We start from the raw sequence: 25,805 nt of genomic DNA on the forward strand, positions 1-25,805 counted from the left end.
GGTAAGTTCATTCTTAAATGATAATCATTCTCGAAATAAATATACCCGATCTGAACATTTCCCCACCCGGCACACTTCTTGCACTCTCCTTTTTATTCTTCTTCTGCTCAGGTTTTTACCATGACCTTTAACGCTCTCGATTTTGTACTGGCCTCTAAGAGAAGTGAAATCGCCGGCCTGCAACAGCTGTTGCAAATGGGCAAGCTGGTGGGCGCGGTCAGTCAGCTGATTCACGTTCTGCAACGCGAACGGGGAACGGCCAATATCTATTTGTGCTCGCAGGGTGAAACCTGGGGGGATCGTCTGAGCGAACGGGCGTTTCAGGTGCAGGGGGCAGAACAGGAGGTGAACCGGCAGCTTACCGCGCTGGATCTGAACGGCCCGGCACTGGCGAATGCGTCGCGGTTATTCAGTCGCATTGCGGCCGTATTACACAGCCTGAGTACCTTGCCGACTTTGCGCCAGCAGGTTCAGACGCTGAGCATCAGTCAGCCCGAAGCAATGAGCCGCTACAGCGCGGTGATCCGCACTCATCTGGCGCTGGTGTTTGAGGCCGCGGATACCTCCGGCGATCCTTCGGTATCACGGGCGCTGCTCGCCATGTTCAGCTTTATGCAGGGGAAGGAGCTGGCCGGGCAGGAGCGTGCGCTGGGTGCGGCGGGCTTTACCGCGCAGCACTTTGATGATTCTGCGCACCAGCAACTGGTGGAACTGATTGAAGGTCAGGAGCGGTGTTTTCAGACCTTCACGGAATTTGCTGATGCGCGCGCGCTGGCGCTATGGCAACAGCAACTGTGTGCCGACAGCAGCGAGTTCGAGCGTTTTCGACGTATCGCCTGTACCCGTGCAAAGCCCGCCGATGAAGCTTTGCGCTGGTTTGACGTGACCACTTCGCGCATTGATGGCATGAAAATCGTCGAAGATTTGCTGGAAGAGATCCTGATGGAGTGCTGCCGTCAGCGCATCCGTGACGCGGAGATCGCCGGAGAATTACAGCAGCAGGAGATCGACCTGATACCGCGTCAGGACAGCCATTATGCGGCGTTGATCCCACCGCAGCTGAGCCGTTCTGTCCTTGAACTGGTCGAGCAGCAGTCCCGTCAGCTACAGGCGCTGGACGCCGAACTGGCCGGGCTGCGCACCACGCTCTCCGACCGCAAGCTGGTCGAACGTGCCAAGGGCCTGCTAATGCAGCATCACGGCATGACTGAGCCACAGGCACATAAGACCCTGCGTGATCTGGCGATGAACCAGAACAAAAAATTGTCCGAGATAGCCGAAGCCATGCTCTCGGTGGAAGGGGTGATGGCCAAATCTCGTCGATAACCCTTTAGGAGTAGCTGCACTCTGTGTGTGCCATTGTGATGTGCATCACGTGCTGTGGCGGTGCAGCACCTGACGGCACTGCGCGTCGGAACGGCCTGATTGACTGATTTTAAAGCGTGACAGCAAGTTGGCACACAAGCTGCATTATTCTACTGACATAAGCACTAAGCCAATGGCGGTTTAGTCAGCATTTCGGATAAAGGCGTCCGTTAGCGTTCAGGAAACTGAGCGCTAACCGGACGCTTTTTTTTTGCTTAATTTCTATCAACAGGAAGCTGTAATGACGCAAAACAACAACACATTACCGGGTCGATTTTCCCGCCGCCGCTTTCTGGCAGGCAGTGCAGCACTGGGCGGCAGCATGATGATGCCGGGCTTTATGAACAGCGTCTGGGCTGCGGGTTCCGATGCGCCGGAGAAAAAAGAGATCCGCGTAGGCTTTATTCCGCTGACTGACTGCGCCTCCGTGGTGATGGCAGCGGTCAGGAAGTTTGATGAGAAGTACGGCATCAAAATCATTCCGAGCAAAGAGTCCAGCTGGGCGTCGGTGCGCGACAAACTGGTCTCCGGCGAGCTCGACGCCGCGCACGTTTTGTACGGGCTGGTGTACGGATTGCAGCTCGGCGTGTCCGGCCCGCAACACGACATGGCGATGCTGATGACGCTAAACAACAATGGTCAGGCGATCACGCTCTCCAGTCAGCTGAAGCAGGCCGGTGTCACCGATGCGGCCTCGCTGAAAAAAGTGGTCGATGCCAGCGCCAAAGGAACTTACACCTTTGCACAAACATTCCCGACCGGCACGCACGCCATGTGGCTTTACTACTGGCTGGCGAACGCCGGGATCCACCCGTTTAACGATGTGCGCAACGTAGTCGTGCCACCGCCGCAAATGGTGGTGAACATGAAAATCGGCAATATGAGCGGCTACTGCGTCGGTGAGCCATGGAACCAGCGCGCCATTCTCGATGACATCGGTTTTACCGCCGCCACCACGCAGGATATCTGGCCCGATCATCCGGAAAAAATACTGGGTACCACTTCCTCATGGGTTGCCGCCAATCCCAATGCTGCACGTGCGCTGACCGCTGCGGTGCTCGACGCCTCCCGGTGGATCGACACCAGCGACGATAACCGCAGGGAAACCGCGCAGGTTGTGGCGGCACGCGCTTACATCAACACCTCCGCAGACACCATTTCCGGACGGATGCTCGGCGAATACGACAACGGGCTGGGCAAAAAATGGAAAGACGCCCACAGCATGCGGTTCTTCAACGACGGCGCGGTCAACTATCCGTATCTCTCTGACGGTATGTGGTTCCTGACGCAGCACAAACGCTGGGGCCTTCTCGATGCCGATCCGGACTACCTGGCGGTCGCGAAAAAGATCAACCGCAGCGACATCTACAAACAGGCAGCCACGGCGGTGGGCGGCATCAATCTGCCTTCCGGCGATATGCGCAGCAGCACGCTGTTTGACGGGAAAGTCTGGGACGGCAGTCACCCTGCTGAATACGCCAACAGTTTTGCCATGAAACGCTAAGTGAGGCCGAAAATGTCTGTGAACTCCAAAACCAACGTCGTCGCGCTGGCCGCTGAGCCGGAGAGTGCGGAAATTCTTCCCCTGAAAACTGCGCCCGCCGCGCCACGGCCAAAATCGCATCAGGTCGGTAAAGCCCGCGAATTGCTGCGCCGCGCGACGCAAAAAGCGGTGCCTGCCGTTCTGGGTGCCGTCGTGCTGATTGTGCTCTGGCAGATTGCCGCGCTCAGCAGCAAAGGTTTTCCGACGCCGCTGAAAACCTGGGAAGCCGCGAAAATCATTTTTGCCGATCCGTTTTACATCGACGGACCCAATGACGTGGGCATTGGCTGGAACGTACTGGCGTCGCTCAAACGTGTGGCGATGGGGTTCGGGCTGGCGGCGCTGGTCGGCATTCCGGCCGGATTCCTGATTGGCCGCTTCCGGTTTATCGCCAACATGCTTAATCCGATTATTTCCCTGCTGCGCCCGGTCAGCCCGCTGGCCTGGCTGCCCATTGGTTTGCTGCTGTTTCAGCGTGCAGAACCGGCCTCGGCGTGGACCATTTTTATCTGTTCGATCTGGCCGATGATCCTCAATACCGCCGAAGGCGTGATGCGCATTCCGCAGGATTACCTCAACGTCGCCCGCGTCCTGAAACTCAGCGAGTTTACCGTGATGCGCAAAATCCTGTTTCCCGCCGTGCTGCCGTACATCCTCACCGGCGTTCGCCTGTCGATCGGTATCGCATGGCTGGTGATCGTCGCGGCAGAAATGCTGACCGGCGGCGTGGGCATCGGTTTTTGGATCTGGAACGAATGGAACAACCTCAACGTGGAAAACATCATCATCGCGATCCTGCTGATTGGCGTGGTGGGCATGGTGCTGGAGCAGGGGCTGATGGCCATTGCCCGCCGTTTTAGCTACGAAAACCGTTAGGAGCCTGACATGAAAAAAGACCAAGCTATTATCCGCGTCGAAAACGTTACGCAGACTTTCTCCACCGCCAAAGGGCCGTTTCTGGCGCTCGATAACGTCAGTTTTGATATTGAGCAGGGCGAAACCGTCAGCCTGATTGGTCATTCCGGCTGCGGAAAATCCACCTTGCTGAACCTGATTGCAGGGCTGAGCTCCCCGAGCGAAGGCGTCCTGCTGTGCGATAACCGCGAAATCAACGGCCCCGGCCCGGAGCGCGGGGTGGTGTTTCAAAACCATTCGCTGCTGCCTTGGCTGACCACCTACGACAACGTTGCGCTTGCGGTACATCAGGTATTCAAAGGCCAGATGAGCAAAAGCGAAATGCATGACTGGATCGAACACAATCTGGAACTGGTACACATGGGGCATGCACTGCACAAGCGGCCCGGTGAGATTTCCGGCGGTATGAAGCAGCGCGTGGGCATCGCCCGTGCGCTGGCGATGAAACCTAAAGTGCTGCTGATGGACGAACCCTTCGGCGCGCTCGACGCCTTAACCCGTGCACATCTGCAGGATGCGGTGATGGAAATTCAGTCGCGCCTGAAAACCACCATTTTACTGATCACCCATGACGTGGACGAAGCGGTGCTGCTGTCTGATCGCGTGATGATGATGACCAACGGCCCGGCGGCGAAAATCGGTGAAGTCTTGCAGGTCGCCCTGGAACGCCCGCGTTCACGGCTGGCGCTGGCCAACGATCCGCTGTTTCACCAGTACCGTCAGCAGGTGCTGAAATTCCTATATGAAAAACATCAGGCCGTGGCCTGATTCAGTGGCGGGGTGAGCGCAATGGAAAAACCGGTTCTGGTGGTCATTGGCAACGGCATTGCAGGCGTGCGACTGGTGGAAAAACTGTGTGAACGGGCACCGTCGCGATATCGCATGGTTATCATCGGTGACGAAGTGCAACCCGCTTACAACCGCATTCTGCTGACGCCGGTGTTATCGGGCGAGAAATGTTTTAACGATATCGTCACGCACGACGCGCAATGGTTTGACCGTTACAACGTCACGCTAAAATTGGGGGATCCGGTCACGCACATTGACCGTGTGGCCCGCACCGTCACCGTCGGCAGGCACTTGCTGCGCTATGACCATCTGGTGATCGCGACCGGTTCGCGGCCTTTCATGCCTGCGTTGCCGGGCGCGGATTTGCCGGGCATTCACGGATTTCGCACGCAACGGGACGTCGAACAGATTCTGTGCGGTCACCACGCCGGACAACCGGCCGTGGTGATTGGCGGCGGGGTGCTAGGCGTGGAGGCGGCGGCTGCGCTGGCGCTGCGTGGTATGCAGGTCTGTATTTTGCACCGCGGGCCACATCTGATGGATCAACAGCTTGATGAACATGCCGGTGAGCTGCTGCGCGTCAGTCTGTTGTCGCGCGGTATTGAAACGGTGTTACAGGCCAATACCCTGGCGTATCTCGGCCGTAATACCGGCAGCGTTCAGGCGGTAAAACTGCACGACGGCCGCGAGCTGGCGGCACAGCGGGTGGTGGTCGCCGCCGGTGTGCGCCCTGATATCGCGCTGGCGCAGGCTGCCGGGCTGGAATGTGCGCGCGGCATTCGGGTCAGCGATACATTGCAAACCTCCGATCCAAACATTTCGGCCATCGGCGAATGCTGCCAGCTGGGTGAACTGACCTTCGGACTGGTCGCCCCGTGTTTGCAGCAGGCTGAAACGCTGGCCGCCCGGCTGACGGGCGTTGATGCCGAGCCCTTTACGGTGCAGAACGTCCCACTGCGGCTGAAGGTCACCGGTATCGATCTGTTTTGTGCCGGTGAACTGCTTGCCGATGCGCAGGCCCAAATTCACAGCACGTTCGACCCCTTCGACGGCCACTACCGCCGCCTGTTGCTGCGCGACAATCAGCTGAAAGGCGTGCTGCTGTGGGGCGATATCAGCGACGGGCCGGATTATTTCTCACGACTTGGCAATCCACAGCGTCAGCCGTCACAGCTGAGCGTTTTTAATCCCGATGAAACGCCTGCACCCACTCTTATCCCTTTTAAAGAACCGTTATCCCATGAGGTAGCGAGGAGCAATGTCATGTCAAAACCCGTATTAGTCATGGCCGGACACGGCATGGTCGGCCACCATTTTCTGCAACAACTGGTCGAACGCGAACTGCATCTGCAATATCAGGTGATTGTTTTTGCTGAAGAAAAGTCACCGGCCTATGACCGTGTGCATCTTTCCGAGTTTTTTTCCGGCCGCAGCGCGGAATCATTGTCGATGGTGGAAGACGGCTTTTTCGAATCGACCGGCATTGAGCTGCGCCTGGCGCACGGTATTGAACATATTGATACCCAACACCGATTTGTGGTCGACCGTCAGGGGCGGCAAACCGCTTACGATTTGCTGGTGCTGGCCACCGGTTCTTATCCGTTCGTGCCGCCGATACCGGGCAATGATGCGCCGGGCTGTCTGGTTTACCGCACGCTCGAGGATCTGGCGGCGATTCAGAGCTGCGCGGAACAGGGAAAAATCGGCGTGGTGGTCGGCGGTGGTCTGCTCGGGCTGGAAGCGGCCAATGCGCTGAAACATCTTGGCCTGCAAACGCATGTGGTGGAGTTCGCGCCCCGGCTGATGGGGGTTCAGCTCGATGAAGGCGGGGCGGCGATGTTGCGTCGTAAGATTGAAGCGCTGGGCGTGCAGGTTCACACCGGTAAAGAAACGCGCGAAATTGTTGCGGGGGAAACGCAGCATTACCGTATGCAGTTCGCTGACGGCAGTCATCTGGAGACCGATCTGGTGCTGTTCTCCGCCGGTATCCGCCCGCGCGATCAGCTGGCCAGAGAGTGCGGGCTTGAGGTCGGACCGCGTGGCGGCATCGTGATTAATGACCAGTGCCGCACCTCGGATCCGGCCATTTTCGCCATCGGCGAATGTGCGCTGTGGAACGGCCAGATTTTCGGGTTGGTTGCGCCGGGTTATCAGATGGCGCGCACGCTGGCGGACACGCTCTCTGGCAGTGAGGTGGCATTCAAAGGCGCGGACATGAGTACCAAACTGAAGCTCCTCGGCGTCGAAGTGGCGTCAGTGGGGGATGCACATGGCCGCACGGAGGGCAGTCAGAGTTATAGCTGGGTGGACGGTCCGGCGGACGTGTACAAAAAAATCGTGGTTTCGCAGGATGGCAAACGCCTGCTCGGCGCGGTGCTGGTGGGTGACAGCAACGAATACAGCACGTTGTTGCAAATGATGCTCAACGATATGCCGCTGCCTGCCCGCCCTGAGGGGTTAATTTTACCCGCCGGATCCGGCGCCGCACCGCACAGTCTGGGCGTTGCGGCCTTACCCGACGGCGCGCAAATCTGCTCCTGCCACAACGTCAGCAAATCGGATATTTGTGAGGCAGTCAAAGGTGGCTGTGGGGATATGGCGGCCATCAAATCCTGCACCAAAGCGGCTACCGGCTGCGGTGGCTGTGCGGCACTGACCAAACAGGTGATGGAGTTTGCGCTGACCGAAATGGGCGTCGAAGTGAAAAAAGACGTCTGCGAGCATTTCGCCTATTCCCGACAGGAGATTTATCACCTTGTGCGTATGGGCAATATCCGCAGCTTTGACGAACTGATCGACAGGCACGGCCATGGGCACGGCTGTGAAATTTGCAAACCGCTGGTCGGATCGATTCTGGCCTCGTGCTGGAACGACTATCTGCTTAAACCGCAGCACCTGCCGTTGCAGGACACCAACGATCGCTACTTCGCCAATATTCAGAAAGATGGCACTTATTCCGTGGTGCCGCGCGTGCCTGCCGGGGAGATCACACCCGACGGGCTGATCGCCATCGGTCTGGTCGCCAAACGCTACAACCTCTACACCAAAATCACCGGCGGACAGCGGGTCGATTTGTTTGGCGCACGTCTGGAACAGCTCCCGGAGATCTGGCAGCACCTGGTGGACGCCGGATTCGAAACCGGCCACGCCTATGGGAAATCGCTGCGCACGGTGAAATCCTGCGTCGGTTCCAACTGGTGCCGCTATGGCGTGCAGGATTCCACGGCGCTGGCGCTGCAGCTGGAGAGCCGCTACAAAGGTCTGCGCTCGCCGCACAAAATCAAAATGGCCGTCTCCGGCTGTACCCGCGAATGTGCCGAAGCGCAGAGTAAAGACGTCGGCGTGATCGCCACCGAAAAGGGGTGGAACCTTTACGTCTGCGGTAACGGCGGCATGAAGCCGCGTCACGCTGATTTACTGGCGCAGGACATGAGTACGGAAGCGTTAATCCGCACCGTGGATCGTTTCCTGATGTTCTATATCCGCACCGCCGACCGTCTGCAACGCACCAGCACCTGGATGGATAATCTCGAAGGCGGCATGGATTATCTGCGTCAGGTAGTGCTGGAAGACAGCCTGAACATAGGCGCTGAACTGGAAAGCGAAATGAACGCGGTGGTCGGCACGTATCAGTGCGAATGGCAGACCACGCTGGCCGATCCCGATCGTCTGGCGCTGTTCCGGCCCTTCGTCAACAGCGACCAGCCGGACGAGGCGGTAGTGATGGTCGAAGAGCGTCAGCAGCTAAGACCCGCGACATCGCAAGAGCGCGCGGCGCTGCCGCAGGTGGTGATCAATCAGCCGGTCATGGCAATGCAGGGCTGGGTTGATCTCTGTGAACTGAGCGAGATCCCGGCCAACGCGGGCATGGCCGCGCGGCTGGCAAACCGGCAGATTGCGCTGTTCCATCTGCCGAATCATCCTCAGCAGGTGTTTGCCCTCAGCAACCACGAGCCGGACAGCGATGCCAATGTGCTGGCACGCGGGCTGGTGGGCGACGTGAAAGGCGAACCGGTGGTGATTTCGCCCCTGTACAAACAGCGGTTCCGGTTGCTCGATGGCAGCAGCATTGACGATGCCCAAAACACCCTGAGCGTCTGGCCGGTGAAAGTGGACGGCGGCCGGGTTTGGGTGCAGGAGCATCCGGTGAACCGCGTCGCCCGCGCGCCCGATATCATCGAGACGGTCAGTCTATGAAAAAAAACGCGATTTCTACTACCTGCGCCTATTGCGGCGTCGGCTGTGGCGTCAGCATGCAGCCACGGGAGGAAGGATTTACCGCCAGCGGAGAGGCGATGCATCCGGCTAATTTCGGCCGGCTGTGCGTTAAAGGCAGCGCGCTCGGCGAGACGCTGAATTTAGAAGGGCGTTTGCTCCGGCCTGAGATTAACCGTCAGCCGGTCAGCTGGTCACAGGCGTTAGACGCGGTGGCCAACGGATTACGGGACGTGATCCGCGAATCTGGCCCGCAGGCGGTAGCGTTTTATGGCTCCGGGCAGTTGCTGACGGAAGATTATTACGTCGCCAACAAGCTGATGAAAGGCTTTATCGGCGCGGGAAATATGGATACCAACTCAAGGCTGTGCATGGCCTCGGCGGTGGTCGGATACAAGCGGGCATTCGGCGCGGACGCCGTGCCGTGCAGTTATCAGGATCTGGAACTTGCCGACTGTGTGATCCTCACCGGGTCGAACACCGCCTGGGCGCATCCGGTGGTCTATCAGCGGCTGGCGCAGGCGAAAAAAGAGCGGCCACAGATGCGTATTATCGTCATCGACCCGCGTCAGACCGCAACCTGCGACATTGCTGATTTACATCTTCCGCTTCGCCCCGGCAGCGACGCTGCGCTGTTTTGCGGGGCGCTGAACGCTATGGCGCAAAGCGGCAAACTGGATAGGACGTTTCTGCACGACCACACGCAGGGCGCTGACGAAACGCTCTTCTCCGTACAGGACTGGACGGTGGCAAAAACCGCCACCTTCTGTGGCCTGACAACGGCGCAGCTGCTGGCGTTTTATCAGACCATCGCCGACAGTGACCGGCTGGTGACGCTCTATTCGATGGGCATCAATCAGTCCAGCTCCGGCGTGGATAAATGCAACGCCATCATCAATCTGCATCTGGCGACCGGCAAAATTGGCCGCGAAGGTTGCGGACCTTTTTCGATTACCGGACAGCCAAATGCGATGGGCGGGCGCGAAGTGGGCGGGCTGGCGAATCAGCTGGCGTCGCACATGGGGTTCACACCGCAAGAGATCGGGCGAGTCGGACGGTTCTGGAGGAGTGACAACGTCACAACGTCGGCCGGACTTAACGCCGTAGATCTGTTTCGCGCCATTGAAACGGGGGACATTAAAGCCGTGTGGATCATGGGCACCAATCCGCTGGTCTCGCTGCCCGACGCCGACCGCGTGCGCGCAGGGCTGGCGCGGTGCCCGCTGGTGATCGTCTCCGATATTATGCGCGAAACCGATACCACCCGCGCGGCGCATATCTGCCTGCCTGCGCTTGGCTGGGGCGAAAAGAATGGCACCGTCACCAACTCTGAGCGCTGTATTTCGCGCCAGCGCGCCTTTCTGCCCGCACCGGGCGAGGCCAAAGCGGACTGGTGGATCCTCAGCCAGGTCGCACAGCGTTTAGGGTTTGCTGACGCCTTTGACTATCAGCATCCGGCAGAGATTTTCCGCGAACACGCGGCACTGTCGGGTTTCGAGAATCACGGTTCCCGCGCCTTTGATATCAGCGGGCTGGCGCAGCTTTCCAATCAGCAGTGGGATGAATTGCTGCCGGTGCAGTGGCCGGTTAATGCCAGGACACCTCAAGGCACCGTGCGACTGTTCCACGACAAGCGCTTCTTCCACTCTGACGGCAAAGCAAGGCTGATCGCCATTACACCGCGACTGCCAGTCAATCAGCCTACCGCCGCCGCGCCGCTTATCATGAACACCGGCAGGGTACGCGACCAGTGGCATACGATGACGCGTACCGGTAAATCCGCCCGCCTGATGCAGCATATCAGCGAACCGTTTTGCCAGTTTCATCCGGCGGATGCCCCGGATATTCAGCCCGGTGATCTGGTGCGCGTTGCCTCATCGCACGGCTGGTTATTGCTGCGCGCCCAGCCTGATGGCCTGCAACCGCGCGGCAGCGTATTTGTGCCGATGCACTGGAACAGCCAGTTCAGCCAGCAGGCCAGAGTGGATGCACTGATTGAAGCGCATACCGATCCGCTTTCAGGGCAGCCGGAAAGCAAACATATGCCGGTCAGTCTGCGCCGCTGGAAAGCGGCCTGGCAGGCCGAGGTGTTTGTGCGCGGTAGCCAGGAAGATCATCTGACGCCGCCCGCAACGGCCTACTGGAGCCGCATCACCCAGCCGGGCGTTACGCATTACACGCTTGCTGACTCCTCGTTGCCGGAAAACTGGGCGACGTGGCTCAGTGAACATTTCGGTACGCACCGCTGGGTGTGCCAGTCTGCCCGTCTTGGCGACGAAGGTTTTAACCTGCTGGCATGGTCAGACGGTGAGTTACAGCTGGCGTTTTACGCCCACCGCCAGCGCCCCGTTCCCGACCGGAGTGTGGTCGTCGCCGCATTTACGCAGCCACCGGGCACCGCGCAACAACGTCTGGCGCTGCTGGCAGGCCTGGCCGCAGGGGGTAAAGCCCCGACCGGTGCAATGATTTGCAGCTGTTTTGCGGTCGGTGAAATCGCCATTGTGGACGCCGTTCGGCAGGGGCGTCACAGCGTACAGCAGCTAGGCGCACAGCTTAAATGCGGCACTAACTGTGGCTCATGTATTCCTGAACTGAAAAAAATCATAGCCAGTCAGCTCATCACGCTGACGGCGGGAGAAAACCAATGAACCTCTTCGAACAGTCATTACAGATGCATCAGATTTCTCAGATCATCGCTCAGGGAAACATGCGTACTCCGGTGTGTCGCGGCGAAGTGTGGCTGGTCGGCGCAGGGCCAGGGGACGTGGAACTTCTGACGCTAAAAGCGCTGCGGGTGATCCAGCAGGCAAACGTGGTGGTGTTCGACCGGCTGGTCTCGGAGCCGGTTATGGCACTGATCCCGGCGGATGCACTGCGCATTGACGTGGGTAAATCGACACGCAATCACACGCTGGGGCAGGCGGAAATCAACCAGCTTCTGGTGGAACTGGCGCAGGCCGGGCACCGTGTAGTGCGCCTGAAGGGCGGCGACCCGTTTGTCTTCGGGCGCGGCGGCGAAGAGATGGCGCACTGTCAGAACCATGACGTGACTTGCCACATTGTGCCGGGCATCACCGCCGCGATGGGTTGCGCTGCTGTGAGTGGCATCCCGCTCACGCATCGTAATCTGGCACAGTCGGTGCGGTTTGTTACCGGACACTGCGCACAGGGCGAACAGGATATTGACTGGGAAAAACTGACCATGTCGCGTCAGACGCTGGTGTTCTACATGGGGATCGCTAACAGCGGCAATATCAGCCAGCAACTCACCGCGCATGGGCTTTCGGCATCAACGCCAGTGGCCGTGATCGAGCGCGGCACCCAGCCGGAGCAACGGGTGATCATCGGAACACTGGAAAAACTGCCGAAACTGGTGGCGGAGCATCACGTGGAAACGCCCGCGCTGGTGATCGTCGGGGAAGTGGTGGCGATGTATCGCGGGGAGAAGGGGGTTAAAACTTATTCTCAGGTGGCGGAGCGAGGCACTGACGCTCTCAGCAGCAGAATGGCGCACGCTTCGGTTTAACGTCGTTTGAAATACCCCTCCCAGCCTCCGCCTTCGCTGGGGGAGAAGTAAAAGCAGGGCACCGCGCAGCGGCAGGGTTTTACGGCATCCTCGTGATCGTCTTGCGGACTTTTTTCCAGCAAACACAAACGTTCTCCCACTTGTTTTCCCATTTTTTGACACACTTTGTTAACAAGGATTATTGAAGTCAGGGAGGGAGGATGTAAAAGAACAATAGTAGCTATTCAAGTGCGGGAAATGAGATAGGAGAGCGGAACAGAGGCGACTTCGTTCAGCAGAAATATAGGATCGCCCCCCGGCGGCATTTTAAAAAATAGCCAACCAATAATATTAAAAACGCCAAGCGCCTCACAATTTTATGGGAGTGCCTGATGTGTCTTTATTTCAGTGTGTAGTCATAAGCAGATTTTCTTACGAATCATTTTTTAAATTTTTAGTTTTTCCTTGAAATTTTTCCTTTCGTCATCTAGTACTTAGTAGAGGTAAGATCCCGTTGTTTATCAGCGAGTTTATTGCTTAACAGGGTTATTATAAACAGACGTAGGGTTAGCCTACATTCGTTATTTTTACTGGGTAATTACAATCAGAGGCTTAAATGAAAAAACATCATGCATTGCTGGCTGTGGCGTTAACGGCGTTTATCTCTTCCAGTGCGTTTGCTGCTGAACTGATGAAGAAAGTTGATTTCGAAAAAGTGGAATCTCAGTACACCAAAGTGGGTTCTGTCACTACGTCCAATAAAACGTCGCAGTCAGGTGCTCTCGAAGATCTGTCTAAACAAGCCGATAAAAAAGGCGGTGACATTTTCGTGTTAACTTCCGGCAATACCAATAATAAAATTCACGGCACCGCCGACGTTTATAAGAAAAAGTAATCATTAACTCCACCATTCATGTTGTACAAAATGCCCATTTAAATATGGGCGTTTTATTTTTTGAATTTGCATAAAGACCCATCACATTCCCTCCCTGATCCCACATTTCTCCAGATCTCCGTAGGATTTTCATCGTTTATTCCTCTACATTTCCCCGTACTTTAATGTTACTGAAACGTTAACTGACGAGGCGAAAAATGAACCATTCATCCGAACAGTATCTCAACGCGCTGGGTGCCGATCAGACGTTGTCACCGGCACAGCTTGATGAGCTGGAGACCACAGGTTACGTAGTGATTCATGATGTTATCGACAAAGACTGGCTGGAAGATATGCGTACCGCATTTGATTCGCTGGTAGAAAAAGAGGGCGATAATCTGGCGGTGGAACATCATCAGGAGGCCACGGCGACCCGCATCGCGAACATGATCAATAAGGGAACGGTGTGGGAAAAGGCGTGGGCACATCCGCTGATCCTGTCCGTGTGCCGCCATATTTTTCAGGGGCCGTTCAAAGTCTCCAGCCTGAATGGCCGGGAAGCACTGCACCACGGCGGGCATCAGCCCCTTCATGCAGACTGGAAAAAGCCGCGCCCGGATTTTCCTAAGGTGCATCTGGTGAACGCTATTATCGCGATTGATGATCTCAGCGCCGCCAATGGTGCGCCGCGCATTATCCCCGGTACGCATCACCGCCCGGAGCTGCCGGAGGACGTGCTGGCCGATTGTGGTTTGCCACATCCCGATGAAGTGGTGTTCGAAGCGCCTGCGGGCAGCGTGATGATTTACAACGCGCATGCCTGGCATGGCGGCACCAATAACACTATCGGTACGCGCCGACGGGTGCTGCACAGTTTGTATATCGATCGTGAGGATATGCAGCAGCAGGATCAGCGTAAATGGCTGAAGCCTGAAACCGCTAACCGCCTGACGCCTGCGCAAAAGTGGCTGCTCGACGTACTCTGAATACCCTTCACTGTGAAGCCTGACCTGACGGTCGGGCTTTTTTATTTTCGCAATTTGCGCGCGGTCACAGACTCCGGATCCTGCATAACATCGATGTTGTTACGGGTATGTTATGGTAAACCGAAATCCTGGAGGCCACGATGCTGACAAATGTGATTGAGACACTTTTCCGCTCGGTTTCCGGCAGCGGCTCGCTGGCTATCCGGTTTCCGGATACCTTACAACCGCCGCCGGAACTGGCCTGCGTGGTGAGTTTTCCGCGCATCGAATTTGTCGTCGAAGGCGAAGTGCATGACCGCAACGTCACGGCGGATAAAGGACTGCTGAGGCAGGGCGACGCAATTTATATTCCAGGCGGGAAGTGGAATCTGACCGTCTGGGATAAGCCTGCGGTGTTGCTGAGCATTCTTTTTAGTAAGGAAAAACTCGGTTTCAGCCTGCAATTTTGGGATGGAAAATCGTTCACCGGGACTGAGAAACAGAGCGTGCCGCGCCTTGGTCCGCGCGTCGGGTCTTTTTTGCTTCAGGCGATGAATGAAGTCGTCTCGATTCCGGAAGATCAGCAAACCGCCCGCTGCGTGATGGCCGGGTTGCTTAGCCATTGTCAGGAACAGTTGTCTAACCGTGCGCAGGTGCTGACCCGCAGCGGGGCGCTGTTTGAGGTGGTGAAAAGGTACATCGACGAAAATGCCTCCCTGCCGCTGACGCGTGAAAACGTCGCGAAGCGATTTCACATCACGCCAAATTATCTCTCTCATTTGTTCAGAAAATCCGGCGATATCGGCTTTAGCGAATATCTCAATCACGTTCGTCTGGAACGCGCGAAGCTGCTGCTCAAAGGCTATGAGCTGAAAATCAAAGAAGTCGCGACGCACTGCGGCTTTGTCGACAGCAACTATTTCTGCCGTGTGTTTCGTAAAAGTACGGCGCGTTCCCCTTCGCAGTACCGCAGCCAGTGGCTGAGCCAGCTGCCATAGCGCACTATTTTTTGCTCAGGGTTATCCCTTCCGCCGGCAACGGCAGTGCGGTTTTGTAGCGCACCTGCTTGAGAGCAAAGCTGGAACGGATATTAGAGACGCCACGAATTTTAGTCAGGTGGTCCAAAATAAAATGTTCCAGTGCGCGGATATCCGGCACTAAAACCCGCAGGAGATAATCCGCATCGCCGGTCATCAGATAACATTCCATCACTTCGGGGCGGTCGCCGATCGCTTTTTCAAACACGCTCAGCGCATCTTCCACCTGTTTCTCCAAACTGACCTGAATGAACACGTTCACGTGCAGGCCGAGCACCGCGGGCTCTAACAAGGTGACCTGCTTGCGGATCACGCCCAGCTCTTCCATGGCTTTTACCCGGTTGAAACACGGCGTCGGTGAGAGGTTAACGGAGCGCGCAAGGTCTGCATTGGTGATCCGCGAATTCTCCTGCATGGAGTTAAGAATGGCGACATCGGTCCGGTCGAGTTTTTTCATCGGGATAAATTATCCTTTAATGTCTAAATTGGAAGATAAAATTACTCATAAAACAGGTTAGCACTACACTAATAGGAGAAATTACCCCGTTACATCCAGATAAAATTACCACATAACATTTCGCAGTGGAGAAACGATTGTGGGAACTGAGGGGAAATCTTTGACGGCGTCGGCGCAGGAACAAAAAAGCGTGAAACTGAAGGGCATTTTGCTGCTGATTGGGGCAATTGTCGTCTGGGGCGCAAACTGGCCGGTGATGAAATCAGGTCTTTCGCATGTCTCGCCGATCTGGCTTTCTTCACTACGTTTCGCCACCGGTGGGCTTTGCCTGTTCGCGCTTCAGGCGTTGACCGGTAAGTTACGCTTCCCGCCACGCAAGGACTGGCCGCTGGTGGTCAGCGTCGGGTTATTGCAAATGATGACGTTTACCGTGCTCGGCGCGATTGCGATGACCGAAGTCCCGGCGGGCCGCTCGGCGGTACTGGCCTACACCACGCCGCTGTGGGTGACACCGATCGCCGTGCTGTTTTTCCGGGAAAAGCTTTCACGTCGCCAGCTGACCGGCACGCTGCTCGGCGGTGCGGGCGTCGTGGTTTTATTCAATCCCATCACGTTTAACTGGAGCGATCATGCGCTGGTGCTGGCCAACCTGATGCTGCTGACCGCATCGTGCACCTGGGCGATGTGCATTTTGCACCTGCGTCACCATAAAGGTGTGTGCAGCGCCTACCAGCTGGCACCGTGGCAAATGTTGCTGGCCAGCGTACCGCTTACCGTGTTGGCACGCGTTGTCGAAGGTCCGTATGACGGCGACGGTTCGGCGTCGTTGATCGAAACGCTGTTATTCATGGGGCCGTTCGCTACTGCGTTTTGTTTTGTGGCGGTGAACGCCGCCAGCATGTGGCTGTCGAGTACCAGCATGTCCACGGCGATGCTGGGTGTGCCGGTCATCGGCCTGCTGATGTCGGTGGTGTTCCTCGGTGAACATCTGACGGTGACGCTGGCGGCTGGGTTGTTAATTATTTCGTCAGGCATTTTGATTGTGACGATGAAATCCCCGAAGCGCAGGGCAGGACACGAAAAGGTCAGCGGTAAAACCGTCGTGGCAGGAGAAAACATTTAAATCATATTGTCACGTTCCGGTATTATTACCTATTTATGCTGCTATTTTCCCAAGCATTATCCCGGAGTGACAGATGCATCAATTCGTATTGTTAGTTTCTTTGTTTTGTATGGTCAGTTCGGCATTTGCCAGCCCGGATCCGGCTGCATCTCTGGCCTTGGCGATGAATGAGCGAATGCGGGTGATGAAAGATGTGGCGGGTTACAAATCCGCGCATCATTTGCCGGTTGAGGATTTGGTTCGCGAGCAGAAGGTACTGGCCGCCGCGCAGGCAGAGGCAGGCGAGGCGGGGGTGGATCCTCAGTCCGTCGCACCCTTTATTCAGGCGCAGATGGATGCGGCGAAAGCCATTCAGTACCGTTATCTGGCCGACTGGCTTTCCCGCCCTGAACCGGACTGGAAACCGGCAAACCTTGAAGACGTCAGAGCGCGGATTTCGCAATACGATAACGTAATTCTCAAAACCATCAGTGCGCAGTTAAAAGCAGGTGGATTTCGCGACGGTGAGCGTACGCAGTTATTGAGCCTGCTTAACGCGCCGCAGCTGAGCGGGGGTGATAAGCAGCGCCTGGTCGATTCACTGGCGCTGATTAAACCGAAAACACCCGATCAGTAAGTGCTTGCGGTGACCGTGCGGGCGCGCTTCGACGGGGCAGTGATCACTATCAGGCATCCCAAAATCAGCCCGATGCCGATCCAGCCCATCGGCGGTAACCTTTCGCCGACGATCATCACAGCGAGCACCGCCGCGACAGCCGGTTCGAGCAAAGTGATCGTGGTGGCGAGGCTGGCGGGAATGCGTGCCAGCCCGAAGCCGTAACAGACGTAGCCGATAAACATCGGGATCAGCGCCATGTAAATGCCGACGGCGGCGTTATTCATGGATGCCAGCAGCGGCGCGCCGGTGACAAACAGCACCGGCATCAGCAAGATCCCGCCGAGCCCGAAGGTGGCGCCCATCGCCGTGCGGGAGGGGATGCCGCGCTGCATCAGACGACGTGCCGCCCAGGAATAGAGGGCATACGTCAGACCGGCGAGCAGGCCGAGGGCGATGCCGAAGATGACATCCGATTGCTGAGTGGTTGACGCGTGGCTGGCGCTTTCTGCCAGACACAACAGCACCATTCCGATGACGCCTACCGCTGCGCCGGTCATCCAGCGACGTGTGAGCCGTTGTCCGTCGAGGCCATATTCGATCAGCGCCGAAAGCAGCGGGGCGGATCCGATGGATATGACCGTGCCGACCGTCACGCCCGCAAGGTGCATGGAGGCGTAAAATGCCAGCGGGTAGATGCCTACTGCCAGCGCCCCGGTCAGCAACATGCCGCCGTTCTGGCGCAGAGTGACGCGGCTTCTGATAATGCCTCTCAGAGCGATTAGCGCCTGTAACAATCCGCCGACGCCCATCGCCACCGCGCCGATGGCGACCGCGCTGACCTCTGGTGCAAAGGTCGCCGCCGTGCCCGTGGTTCCCCACAATAATGCGGCGATCAGTACGCCGCCCATGCCCAACATGCTGTCCCGCTGATTCATCCTTCGAATGCCTCCATCATCTCGGCGGCCATCGCCATCGCCTGCCGGACGCATTCGCCGTCGCCTTCCAGCCCGGCGCGGGACATCGCCCCTTCAAGCAGGAATGAAAAGTGACGTGCCATCCGCCGTGCCTTTGCTTCGTCGCCACCCATCATGGCGAGAAGGTGAGTGGTCAGGATCGATTCAACCTGTTCTTTATGCCCGCGTACCGCCACTCTCCCCGGCGCACCGGCTGGCAGCTCCGCTGCGGCGTTAAGCAATCCGCACCCGCGAAAACCGCGCTCATAGGCAAATTCTGCGTGATCTTCGTAGGCCAGAAATACCGCCATCACGCCCTTTTTTGGCGTGGACGCCTGTTGCACACGGCTGGCATACAGCGCGAGCCATTCGTCGTGGCGGATTTCAAGGTATGTCGCCACCAGTTCGGCTTTCGATTCAAAATTGTTATAGAGACTTTTCTTGGCCACACCGGCTCTTTTCACAATGGCATCGATGCCCGTTGCGGCGATGCCATCGTTATAAAACAGCACCCTGGCCGCGCCGAGCAGACGATCGCGTGCGCTTTCCGTCGGGTTTTCAGGTAATGACATGACGTTTAACTTCCTGTTTGAATTGTTGTAGGTATACCAGTCTACCTACTCGTATAAAATAATGAAAGTGGGAAGCGGGGCGGGTTAACCGTGCCTTTACTGTGGGAAAGAGACATAATCCGGTAAAAGCCGTTTCGGGACAGCAGGTTGCCGCTGTCAGGCACAGCAATATGTCGTTAACTTTGAGAAGGAGTAAATCATGTTTCATGAGTGGCTGAATGCCTTACACGTTATTGCCGGGGTGTTGTGGATTGGCGGGATGATGGGGATGGCGATGGTTTTCGCGGTCAGCGGGAAGTCCGCTGCGAATGACGCCAGCCGTTCGGCGTTGCTCGATTACGTGCGCAAATGGAACCGCTGCGTCACCAGCCCGGCGATGATCCTGTTGTGGGTCGCCGGGATCTGGATGATTGTCAGCTACGGCAAATTCCCGCACGCGTGGCTGTTGATCAAGATGATCGTCGTGGTGCTGCTTTCCGCTCTTCACGGAATGTTGTCCGGCGAACTTCGCCGCCGCGCAACCGGCCAGCCAATCAAGGATTTCGCCATTCTGCGCAAAGCCTCCGGAATTATCGTCGCCGCCGTGGTGGTGATTGGGGTGCTGGCGGTGATCAGACCGTTCTAAATCACCCTCCAATTTCTATAAAACCAATCCTAAAAACAATCCACGCTCAGCCGTGGATTTTTTATTCGTATCAATTTCGTAACAATCACTAAACATTTTCAGCTTAACCTGATGGCGGGCCTGTGAGAAACTCACAATGATTGCGCAAACATTATAATTTGACACCCGATACCAGTGGCCAATGCATTGAATAACAAAACAAAAACAGAAAACACCCGAATCCGTTCCGCCACGCTTGAAGATGTGGCAAAAGAAGCCGGGCTTTCACCGATGACGGTGAGCCGGGCGCTGAATAACCCGAAAGTGGTGCGACCGGCGACCATCGCCCGCGTGATGGACGCGGTGAAAATAACCGGTTATATCCCCAACATGCTGGCCGGAGGCCTCGCGACCCGCCGCACCAAGCTTATCGCGGTGGTAGTGCCGCAGATTAACAACAATATGTTCGTCGATACCGTGCAGGCGATCGGCGATGCGCTGGCGTTGCGCGGTTATCACATGCTGTTGTGCATCGTCGGTTACGAGCCTGAAGATGAGACAGATATTGTCGCGACGCTGCTCTCGCGCCGCCCGGACGGCATTGTGCTGACCGGTATTCACCACACTTCTGAACTGAAAAGAATCATCCTTAACGCCAATATTCCTGTGGTCGAAATCTGGGATTTGACTCCCACGCCTGTCGATATGTTGATCGGTTTCTCACACGAAAAAGTCGGCAACGCTGTCGGAGAATATTTCCTCGACAAAGGTTTCACTCGCTTTGGTTTTATCTGCGCATCAGACCGCCGCGCAGTGGTGAGAAAAAATGGCGCGATTTCCGTATTACGCGCTCGTGCGGAGCACGAAATCGAAGAGCTGATGGTGTCGCGCCCGGCGAATATGGAGGTCGGGCGTAGCGCGCTGCGGCAGATGATGGCGGGGGATAAACGTTTCGACGCGATTATTTGCAGCTCTGACACGCTGGCGCAGGGCGTTATTATGGAAGCGGAAGCGCAGGGGCTACGGGTACCGCAGGATTTGTCGGTAATGGGATTTGCTGACCTGAACTTTGCGGCGCACAACCGCCCGGCGATCACGACGGTGAGCGTGGATAAATGGGGCATAGGTATCCGCGCGGCGGGGATGCTGGCGGATAAGATCGAGGGAAAAGCGGTGGGCGAACCGGTGGTAGATATTGGGTATTCGGTCGTGGTTAGGGAATCAGCGTGAGGGGAGCGGTTGTGACCCACACAGGCCTTAAAGGCAAGACCTTGGGCTGCCGCCCAAACCGGCCCAAAGGACGCGTAAACGCGCGCCCTCTGGACTCCCGCGTTTTTTAAAACACGTGCCATGCATCCCGGCTCTGTTTCAGTAGCCACCGTTATTGCCGCGAAATCCCGCCGCTGTGCGGTTCCCTTCGCTCGGGTTACAACCCGCGCAAAAAGACGCGCGGTTTTTCACCTCTCGCGACGGCGTGATTTTGAAAGCGGCCAGAAACTTTTAGGTCACAACTTCACCGACTCGGATCATTTCAAAAAACCAAATACGTTTTTGTTTTTTAAAAAATGGCGAGATGGCGCGATCAAAAAATCCTGCCGAACGGAGCGGGCTGGAGACCTATGGCTCCAGCACCGAGTGAGGGAACCGCGAAGCGGCAGGGTTTTGCGCCACAGGCAGAAGTCACAGAACACGTCCATCTGTCTGGCGATAGCGCGCATTTAAAAAAGCGAGGAGGGATGCAAGGGAGGAAAAGCATTTTCCTCCCTTGCTCGGTTTCGGCGCGAAAGGCCAGGCGAGCGCTGTTATGGAGAAACCGAAACTTTCTCGACCAATTATATTTACCCCCCCTCTCTAATTTCACTTAATAATCTTACCCACCCTTAATGTTAGAAAATGTTAGCTAACAATAACCGCAACAAATAACAAAATATTTCCTTCTGAAATTATATTTCCCCGGTCAGGAAATTAAGATCCCAAAAGGAATTGCTGACAATCAATGCTATTAAATTGAAGGGCTTGTTAACTAGGTAATTAATTTAACTCATTGTTTTTATTTGTTTATTAATCTTCTTTGTGATGCCATGTTATTGTCACCGCATAAACGCTATGGAAATAAATGTTTATTTTTGATGTTGCAGTGATATTATAAATTTGTACCTAAATAACAATAATATTCAACCCAAACTTAACATCAGGCATGTGAGACTCGTCATTCTATGCTCCTTCAAAAGAAAACTACCCGTCGCAAGTTCTTACTTGGGTCGCTGATGGCATTGCCCGTCGGGACCATCATGATGAAAGGGCTGTCAGCAGCAGAAGCGGCTGAAATGGTTGCCCCGGATTTACTCGATTATAAACCCGTCTTTTTCAGCGCCGAGGAATGGCAGTTTATTATGGCCGCTGCCGACCGCCTGATCCCCGCCGGGGGCAAAGGCAAAGCACCGGGTGCGCTGGAAACCAATGTGCCCATCTTTATCGATCAGCAAATGCATGGCGATTTCGGCGAAGAAATCTATATGCAGGGGCCGTTCAACGTCCATGCGCCTGCCACGATGGGGTATCAGATCCCGTTCCGGCCGCAGCAAATCTATAAAACCGGTATTCGCCTGGCGAACAGCTGGTGCCAGCAACATCATCAGAAAGCCTTCCATGAACTTTCCGTGCAGGACAAAGACCAGGTTCTGACCCAATTGCAGAAAAACGACATCCATTTTGCCGACCTCGGCGAAGAGAGTCTCGTGGCATCGCAATTTTTCGGTGAACTGCTTTCAGACACCAAACATGGTTACCTCGCCGACCCGATCTACGGCGGTAACAAAGGGATGAAGGCGTGGATTGCCATCGGGTTCCCCGGCGCGCGCGCCAGTTTCACCGAATGGGTGAAGCAGCACAACGTGCCTTATCCGCTGGGGCCGGTGAGCCTGCAAGGCGCGCGTGCCTGAAGGCCGCTTCGTACTCCCTTTTCTGATGAATGACAGGATTAAAAATGGCACAAATAACAAAACCTGAAGTCGACGTCGACGTCGTCGTCGTCGGCCTCGGCTGGGCGGGCTCGTTGATGAGCATCGAGCTGGCAATGGCCGGGCTGACCGTACGCGCGCTGGAACGCGGCGGCGATCGTGGTTATGAAGAGTTTGCTTACCCGAAACCGGCCGATGAATACGCCTACGCCGTGCGTAACAAAGTGATGGCCACTCCGGCGCAGGCCGCGGTGACCGTGCGTTATAACATGAGTGAAACCGCGCTGCCGACCCGTAAATGGGGCGCGTTTGCGCCGGGTACGGGCGTCGGCGGTTCCGGTCTGCACTGGACAGGCGTGTTAATCCGCCCGACGCCGACCGATTTAAAACTCAAAACCTATGCCGATGAAGCCTATAAACCGGGCATTTTGCAGGAAGACATGCGGATCATGGATTTCCCGTTCAGCTGGGATGAAATCGAGCCGTATTACACCAAGTTCGAGCACATCTGCGGCCAGTCCGGAAAAACAGGTAACCTGCGCGGGCAGATTATGGAAGGCGGCGATCCGTTTGAAGGGCCGCGCTCCGAGCCTTATCCGCTGCCTGCGCTGGAAGATACGCTTAACAGCAGCATGTTCGCTGAAGTCACCAAAAAGATGGGCTATCACCCGTTCCCGAACCCGTCGGCCTGCGTTTCCCGCGCATGGACTAACCCTTACGGCAACCAGATAGCTCCGTGTAACTACTGCGGATATTGCAGTAAATACCCGTGTCTGAACTACTCGAAAGCCTCACCGCAAACTGCCGTGATGGACGCGCTGAAGCGCATGGATAACTTCTCCTATGAAGTCCACGCCAACGTGATGAAAGTCGAGCTGCACGATGATAAGAAAACCGCCAAAGGCGTGATCTACATTGATGCGCAGGGCAATGAATGCTTCCAGCCGGCTAAAATCGTGGTGCTGAGCAGCTTTCAGTTCTGTAACGTCCGCCTGATGCTGCTGTCCGGCATCGGCAAACCTTATAATCCGATCACCGAAGAAGGCGTGGTTGGCCGTAACTACGCGTTCCTGAGCAACGGCGGCTCGACGCTGTTCTTCAAAGATAAAAACTTCAACCCGTTTGCCACCGCCGGCGCGACCGGCCAGATGTTCAACGACATTTCTCCGGGCAACTTCGACGGTCCATCACTCGGCTTTATCGGCGGCGCGAAAATCCACAGTTCTCAGGCGACCGGCACGCCAATCAGCACGGCGCTGCCAAAAGGTACGCCTGTGTGGGGAACCGGCTGGAAAGAGGGTATGGAAGAGTGGTACGGCCATTCGATGAAAATCAGCATCACCACCACCTGCCAGTCTTATCGCGACATCTATCTCGATCTCGATCCGAACTACAAAGATGAGTACGGCTATCCGCTGCTGCGCATGACTTTCGACTGGAAACAGAACGAGCTGAAACTGCAACAGTATCTGAAAGGCATCGTGGGCAATATCACCAAAGAGCTGAACCCGGACAGCTACAGCGAAAGCTTCCTGCCGATGGATGCGCACTTTGACCTCACCAAGTACGTCTCAACGCACAACGTCGGCGGTGCGGTGATGGGCGATAACCCGAAAACCTCTGCGCTGAACAAGTTCCTGCAAAGCTGGGATGTGCATAACGTGTTTGTGCCGGGCGGCAACGCGTTCCCGCAGAACTTCCAGGCCAACCCGACGGATACCATCGGCGCGATCACCCTGATGGCGGCGCAGGCGATTAAAGATCAGTACCTGAAAAACCCCGGCCCACTGGTGCAGGCATAAGCGGAGATGAACTCAATGAAACTTAAGCGTTTATTTATCGTTAACGCCATGCTGCTGGGTGCCGGTTTGATGGCCAATGCGCATGCTGAAACCACGTCACCTGACAATGCGGCTCTGATTAAACAGGGCGAGTATGTCGCGCGTCTGGGCGACTGCGGTGCCTGTCACACGGTGGCCGGGAAACCGGCGTTCTCCGGCGGGCTGGCGATTAACTCGAATCTTGGCACTATCTATTCGACCAATATCACGCCGGATAAAAACCACGGCATTGGCAGCTATACCGAACAGCAGTTCTCCGATGCGGTGCGTAAAGGCGTTCTGCCTGATGGCACGCGCCTTTACCCGGCGATGCCGTATCCTGATTACGCCAAAATTAACGATCAGGATATGCACGCGCTGTACGTTTACTTTATGCAGGGCGTAAAACCGAGCGCCGAACAGCCGTCGGAAACGGATCTGAGCTTCCCGTTCAGCCAGCGCTGGGGCATGCGGTTCTGGAACTGGGCGTTCGCGTCCGATAAACCTTTCCAGCCGATTGGCGGGGCAACGGTGCAGGTTAACCGTGGCGCGTATCTGGTCGAAAGTCTCGGCCACTGCGGCAGTTGTCACACGCCGCGCGGTTTTGGGATGAACGAAAAAGCGCTCGACAGCAGCGATTCAGATTTCCTCGCGGGCGGCAGCCTGAACAACTGGGACGTTCCGTCGCTGCGCGGCGTGGCGCACTGGAATCAGCAGGAAATCGTTGATTATCTCGGCAAAGGGCGTAACGACAAAGCGGCGGTCGGCGGCGAAATGACGTCAGTGGTCGAGAACAGTACGGCGCACATGACGGATGACGATCTCAACGCCATCGCAGCGTACCTGAAGTTCCTCGGCGGCAATCCGCCGATACCGGTCGCGGATACGCAGAAGGCCAGCGCAACCGAAGCCAAACTGACGGCGGCGAAAAACCTGAGCGAAGGCGAGCGTTTGTATCTGGATAACTGCGGTGCCTGCCACTTTGTGACCGGCAAGGGCGCGCCTGGCGTGTTCCCGGAACTGGATCAGGCAACGATTGTGAACGCACAGGATCCGACCGGGCTTATCCATACAATCCTCGCCGGAGCGCAGCAGCCGTCAACGGCGCGCGCACCTTCGACGCTGGTGATGCCTGGCTTCGCCGGGCGGCTGACCGATGAAGAAGCGGCCCAGCTCGCGACGTTTATTCGTCAGGGCTGGAGCAACAGCGCCCCGGCGGTCTCGGCTAAAGACGTGAGTGAGGTGCGCAAAACACTGACGCATTAAAGCCTAAGTTGTCTGTTTTGTTGTACAAAACGGCTTTCCTAAAGGGAGGCCGTTTTTATTTACGCAGCGACACTTTTTTAGCCGATAGTCAGGTGTATGAAATCAATAATTATCTGAAATCACGGCTAAAAAATCATATCGAACCGCCGGGTAATGACTCCAACTTATTGATAGTGTTTTATGTTCAGATAATGCCCGATGACTTTGTCATGCAGCTCCACCGATTTTGAGAACGACAGCGACT

At 56.3% G+C, this 25,805-nt stretch carries 21 protein-coding genes; 17 read left to right on the plus strand and 4 right to left on the minus strand.

Annotated features, from left to right (window positions below; genetic code table 11):
• Nucleotides 1-120: 120 nt before the first annotated feature.
• The 10 genes from AC0Z7K_RS21040 to AC0Z7K_RS21085 all read left to right on the plus strand — a co-directional run bounded on the left by AC0Z7K_RS21040 (nucleotide 121) and on the right by AC0Z7K_RS21085 (nucleotide 15,169).
• The gene (locus AC0Z7K_RS21040) at nucleotides 121-1,326 is read left to right on the plus strand and encodes a nitrate- and nitrite sensing domain-containing protein (protein ID WP_485615813.1); all 1,206 of its coding nucleotides are present in this window, start codon (nucleotides 121-123) and stop codon (nucleotides 1,324-1,326) included.
• A 280-nt stretch (nucleotides 1,327-1,606) separates the two neighbouring features.
• Nucleotides 1,607-2,869 (plus strand): CmpA/NrtA family ABC transporter substrate-binding protein, encoded by a 1,263-nt coding sequence (locus tag AC0Z7K_RS21045; protein ID WP_485615814.1) that lies wholly within the window; start codon nucleotides 1,607-1,609, stop codon nucleotides 2,867-2,869.
• Nucleotides 2,870-2,881: 12 nt separating this feature from the next.
• Nucleotides 2,882-3,784 carry a nitrate ABC transporter permease gene (ntrB, locus tag AC0Z7K_RS21050; protein WP_413528788.1) on the plus strand — a complete coding sequence of 301 codons (903 nt, stop codon included), beginning with the start codon at nucleotides 2,882-2,884 and terminating at the stop codon, nucleotides 3,782-3,784.
• A gap of 9 nt (nucleotides 3,785-3,793) precedes the next feature.
• A complete protein-coding gene (locus tag AC0Z7K_RS21055) occupies nucleotides 3,794-4,591 on the plus strand; it encodes an ABC transporter ATP-binding protein (RefSeq protein WP_485615815.1) in 798 nt (265 codons plus the stop codon).
• Nucleotides 4,592-4,612: 21 nt separating this feature from the next.
• Nucleotides 4,613-8,809 carry a nitrite reductase large subunit NirB gene (gene nirB, locus AC0Z7K_RS21060; RefSeq protein WP_485615816.1) on the plus strand — a complete coding sequence of 1,399 codons (4,197 nt, stop codon included), beginning with the start codon at nucleotides 4,613-4,615 and terminating at the stop codon, nucleotides 8,807-8,809.
• A complete protein-coding gene (locus AC0Z7K_RS21065; protein WP_485615818.1) occupies nucleotides 8,806-11,475 on the plus strand; it encodes a nitrate reductase in 2,670 nt (889 codons plus the stop codon). Before nirB ends, AC0Z7K_RS21065 begins: the two co-directional genes overlap by 4 nt.
• 23 nt (nucleotides 11,476-11,498) lie before the next feature.
• Nucleotides 11,499-12,353, plus strand: a complete 855-nt coding sequence (gene cobA, locus AC0Z7K_RS21070; RefSeq protein WP_485615833.1) for a uroporphyrinogen-III C-methyltransferase — start codon at nucleotides 11,499-11,501, stop codon at nucleotides 12,351-12,353.
• 595 nt (nucleotides 12,354-12,948) lie between these two features.
• Nucleotides 12,949-13,227: a DUF1471 family periplasmic protein YahO gene (yahO, locus tag AC0Z7K_RS21075; protein ID WP_485615819.1), complete on the plus strand. Its 279-nt coding sequence runs from the start codon at nucleotides 12,949-12,951 to the stop codon at nucleotides 13,225-13,227.
• A 197-nt stretch (nucleotides 13,228-13,424) separates the two neighbouring features.
• Nucleotides 13,425-14,192 (plus strand): phytanoyl-CoA dioxygenase family protein, encoded by a 768-nt coding sequence (locus AC0Z7K_RS21080; RefSeq protein ID WP_485615820.1) that lies wholly within the window; start codon nucleotides 13,425-13,427, stop codon nucleotides 14,190-14,192.
• Between the two features lie 140 nt (nucleotides 14,193-14,332).
• The gene (locus tag AC0Z7K_RS21085; RefSeq protein WP_413528794.1) at nucleotides 14,333-15,169 is read left to right on the plus strand and encodes an AraC family transcriptional regulator; all 837 of its coding nucleotides are present in this window, start codon (nucleotides 14,333-14,335) and stop codon (nucleotides 15,167-15,169) included.
• A gap of 4 nt (nucleotides 15,170-15,173) precedes the next feature.
• Here the strand turns inward: AC0Z7K_RS21085 and AC0Z7K_RS21090 are convergent, their stop codons facing one another.
• Nucleotides 15,174-15,665, minus strand: coding sequence for an Lrp/AsnC family transcriptional regulator (locus tag AC0Z7K_RS21090; protein ID WP_413528795.1), 492 nt, complete (start codon nucleotides 15,663-15,665; stop codon nucleotides 15,174-15,176).
• Between the two features lie 190 nt (nucleotides 15,666-15,855).
• On the opposite strand from AC0Z7K_RS21090, the gene AC0Z7K_RS21095 reads away from it, so the two are divergent.
• Together AC0Z7K_RS21095 and AC0Z7K_RS21100 are read left to right on the plus strand one after the other, a co-directional pair.
• A complete protein-coding gene (locus tag AC0Z7K_RS21095; RefSeq protein WP_485615822.1) occupies nucleotides 15,856-16,788 on the plus strand; it encodes a DMT family transporter in 933 nt (310 codons plus the stop codon).
• Between the two features lie 73 nt (nucleotides 16,789-16,861).
• Nucleotides 16,862-17,404 carry a chorismate mutase gene (locus AC0Z7K_RS21100; RefSeq protein WP_485615823.1) on the plus strand — a complete coding sequence of 181 codons (543 nt, stop codon included), beginning with the start codon at nucleotides 16,862-16,864 and terminating at the stop codon, nucleotides 17,402-17,404.
• Here the strand turns inward: AC0Z7K_RS21100 and AC0Z7K_RS21105 are convergent.
• A complete protein-coding gene (locus AC0Z7K_RS21105) occupies nucleotides 17,398-18,321 on the minus strand; it encodes a DMT family transporter (RefSeq protein WP_485615825.1) in 924 nt (307 codons plus the stop codon). The genes AC0Z7K_RS21100 and AC0Z7K_RS21105 overlap by 7 nt on opposite strands.
• Nucleotides 18,318-18,911 (minus strand): TetR/AcrR family transcriptional regulator, encoded by a 594-nt coding sequence (locus AC0Z7K_RS21110; protein WP_485615826.1) that lies wholly within the window; start codon nucleotides 18,909-18,911, stop codon nucleotides 18,318-18,320. Before AC0Z7K_RS21110 ends, AC0Z7K_RS21105 begins: the two co-directional genes overlap by 4 nt.
• 199 nt (nucleotides 18,912-19,110) lie before the next feature.
• On the opposite strand from AC0Z7K_RS21110, the gene AC0Z7K_RS21115 reads away from it, so the two are divergent.
• From AC0Z7K_RS21115 to AC0Z7K_RS21135, 5 genes are all read left to right on the plus strand, one after another.
• A complete protein-coding gene (locus tag AC0Z7K_RS21115) occupies nucleotides 19,111-19,536 on the plus strand; it encodes a CopD family protein (RefSeq protein ID WP_413528800.1) in 426 nt (141 codons plus the stop codon).
• A 186-nt stretch (nucleotides 19,537-19,722) separates the two neighbouring features.
• Nucleotides 19,723-20,745: a LacI family DNA-binding transcriptional regulator gene (locus AC0Z7K_RS21120; RefSeq protein ID WP_485615828.1), complete on the plus strand. Its 1,023-nt coding sequence runs from the start codon at nucleotides 19,723-19,725 to the stop codon at nucleotides 20,743-20,745.
• 986 nt (nucleotides 20,746-21,731) lie between these two features.
• Nucleotides 21,732-22,457 carry a gluconate 2-dehydrogenase subunit 3 family protein gene (locus tag AC0Z7K_RS21125; RefSeq protein WP_485615829.1) on the plus strand — a complete coding sequence of 242 codons (726 nt, stop codon included), beginning with the start codon at nucleotides 21,732-21,734 and terminating at the stop codon, nucleotides 22,455-22,457.
• 44 nt (nucleotides 22,458-22,501) lie between these two features.
• Nucleotides 22,502-24,277 (plus strand): GMC family oxidoreductase, encoded by a 1,776-nt coding sequence (locus AC0Z7K_RS21130; protein ID WP_485615830.1) that lies wholly within the window; start codon nucleotides 22,502-22,504, stop codon nucleotides 24,275-24,277.
• Between the two features lie 6 nt (nucleotides 24,278-24,283).
• Entirely contained in the window at nucleotides 24,284-25,561 is a 1,278-nt protein-coding gene (locus tag AC0Z7K_RS21135; RefSeq protein ID WP_485615831.1) for a c-type cytochrome, read from the plus strand.
• A gap of 164 nt (nucleotides 25,562-25,725) precedes the next feature.
• Here the strand turns inward: AC0Z7K_RS21135 and AC0Z7K_RS21140 are convergent.
• Nucleotides 25,726-25,805 (minus strand): IS1 family transposase (locus AC0Z7K_RS21140; RefSeq protein WP_001401901.1); only part of this gene is annotated, 80 nt, incomplete at its 5' end.

It is taken from the genome of Rahnella sp. 1L-D-7-B-C2, assembly GCF_057290995.1.

Excerpts from the sequence above, each read along its gene's own strand:
- AC0Z7K_RS21040 (WP_485615813.1), top strand. The coding sequence starts at position 121 with ATGACCTTTAACGCTCTCGATTTTGTACTGGCCTCTAAGAGAAGTGAA.
- AC0Z7K_RS21045 (WP_485615814.1), top strand. The coding sequence starts at position 1,607 with ATGACGCAAAACAACAACACATTACCGGGTCGATTTTCCCGCCGCCGC.
- ntrB (WP_413528788.1), top strand. The coding sequence starts at position 2,882 with ATGTCTGTGAACTCCAAAACCAACGTCGTCGCGCTGGCCGCTGAGCCG.
- AC0Z7K_RS21055 (WP_485615815.1), top strand. The coding sequence starts at position 3,794 with ATGAAAAAAGACCAAGCTATTATCCGCGTCGAAAACGTTACGCAGACT.
- nirB (WP_485615816.1), top strand. The coding sequence starts at position 4,613 with ATGGAAAAACCGGTTCTGGTGGTCATTGGCAACGGCATTGCAGGCGTG.
- AC0Z7K_RS21065 (WP_485615818.1), top strand. The coding sequence starts at position 8,806 with ATGAAAAAAAACGCGATTTCTACTACCTGCGCCTATTGCGGCGTCGGC.
- cobA (WP_485615833.1), top strand. The coding sequence starts at position 11,499 with ATGCATCAGATTTCTCAGATCATCGCTCAGGGAAACATGCGTACTCCG.
- yahO (WP_485615819.1), top strand. The coding sequence starts at position 12,949 with ATGAAAAAACATCATGCATTGCTGGCTGTGGCGTTAACGGCGTTTATC.
- AC0Z7K_RS21080 (WP_485615820.1), top strand. The coding sequence starts at position 13,425 with ATGAACCATTCATCCGAACAGTATCTCAACGCGCTGGGTGCCGATCAG.
- AC0Z7K_RS21085 (WP_413528794.1), top strand. The coding sequence starts at position 14,333 with ATGCTGACAAATGTGATTGAGACACTTTTCCGCTCGGTTTCCGGCAGC.
- AC0Z7K_RS21090 (WP_413528795.1), bottom strand. The coding sequence starts at position 15,665 with ATGAAAAAACTCGACCGGACCGATGTCGCCATTCTTAACTCCATGCAG.
- AC0Z7K_RS21100 (WP_485615823.1), top strand. The coding sequence starts at position 16,862 with ATGCATCAATTCGTATTGTTAGTTTCTTTGTTTTGTATGGTCAGTTCG.
- AC0Z7K_RS21105 (WP_485615825.1), bottom strand. The coding sequence starts at position 18,321 with ATGAATCAGCGGGACAGCATGTTGGGCATGGGCGGCGTACTGATCGCC.
- AC0Z7K_RS21110 (WP_485615826.1), bottom strand. The coding sequence starts at position 18,911 with ATGTCATTACCTGAAAACCCGACGGAAAGCGCACGCGATCGTCTGCTC.
- AC0Z7K_RS21115 (WP_413528800.1), top strand. The coding sequence starts at position 19,111 with ATGTTTCATGAGTGGCTGAATGCCTTACACGTTATTGCCGGGGTGTTG.
- AC0Z7K_RS21125 (WP_485615829.1), top strand. The coding sequence starts at position 21,732 with ATGCTCCTTCAAAAGAAAACTACCCGTCGCAAGTTCTTACTTGGGTCG.
- AC0Z7K_RS21130 (WP_485615830.1), top strand. The coding sequence starts at position 22,502 with ATGGCACAAATAACAAAACCTGAAGTCGACGTCGACGTCGTCGTCGTC.
- AC0Z7K_RS21135 (WP_485615831.1), top strand. The coding sequence starts at position 24,284 with ATGAACTCAATGAAACTTAAGCGTTTATTTATCGTTAACGCCATGCTG.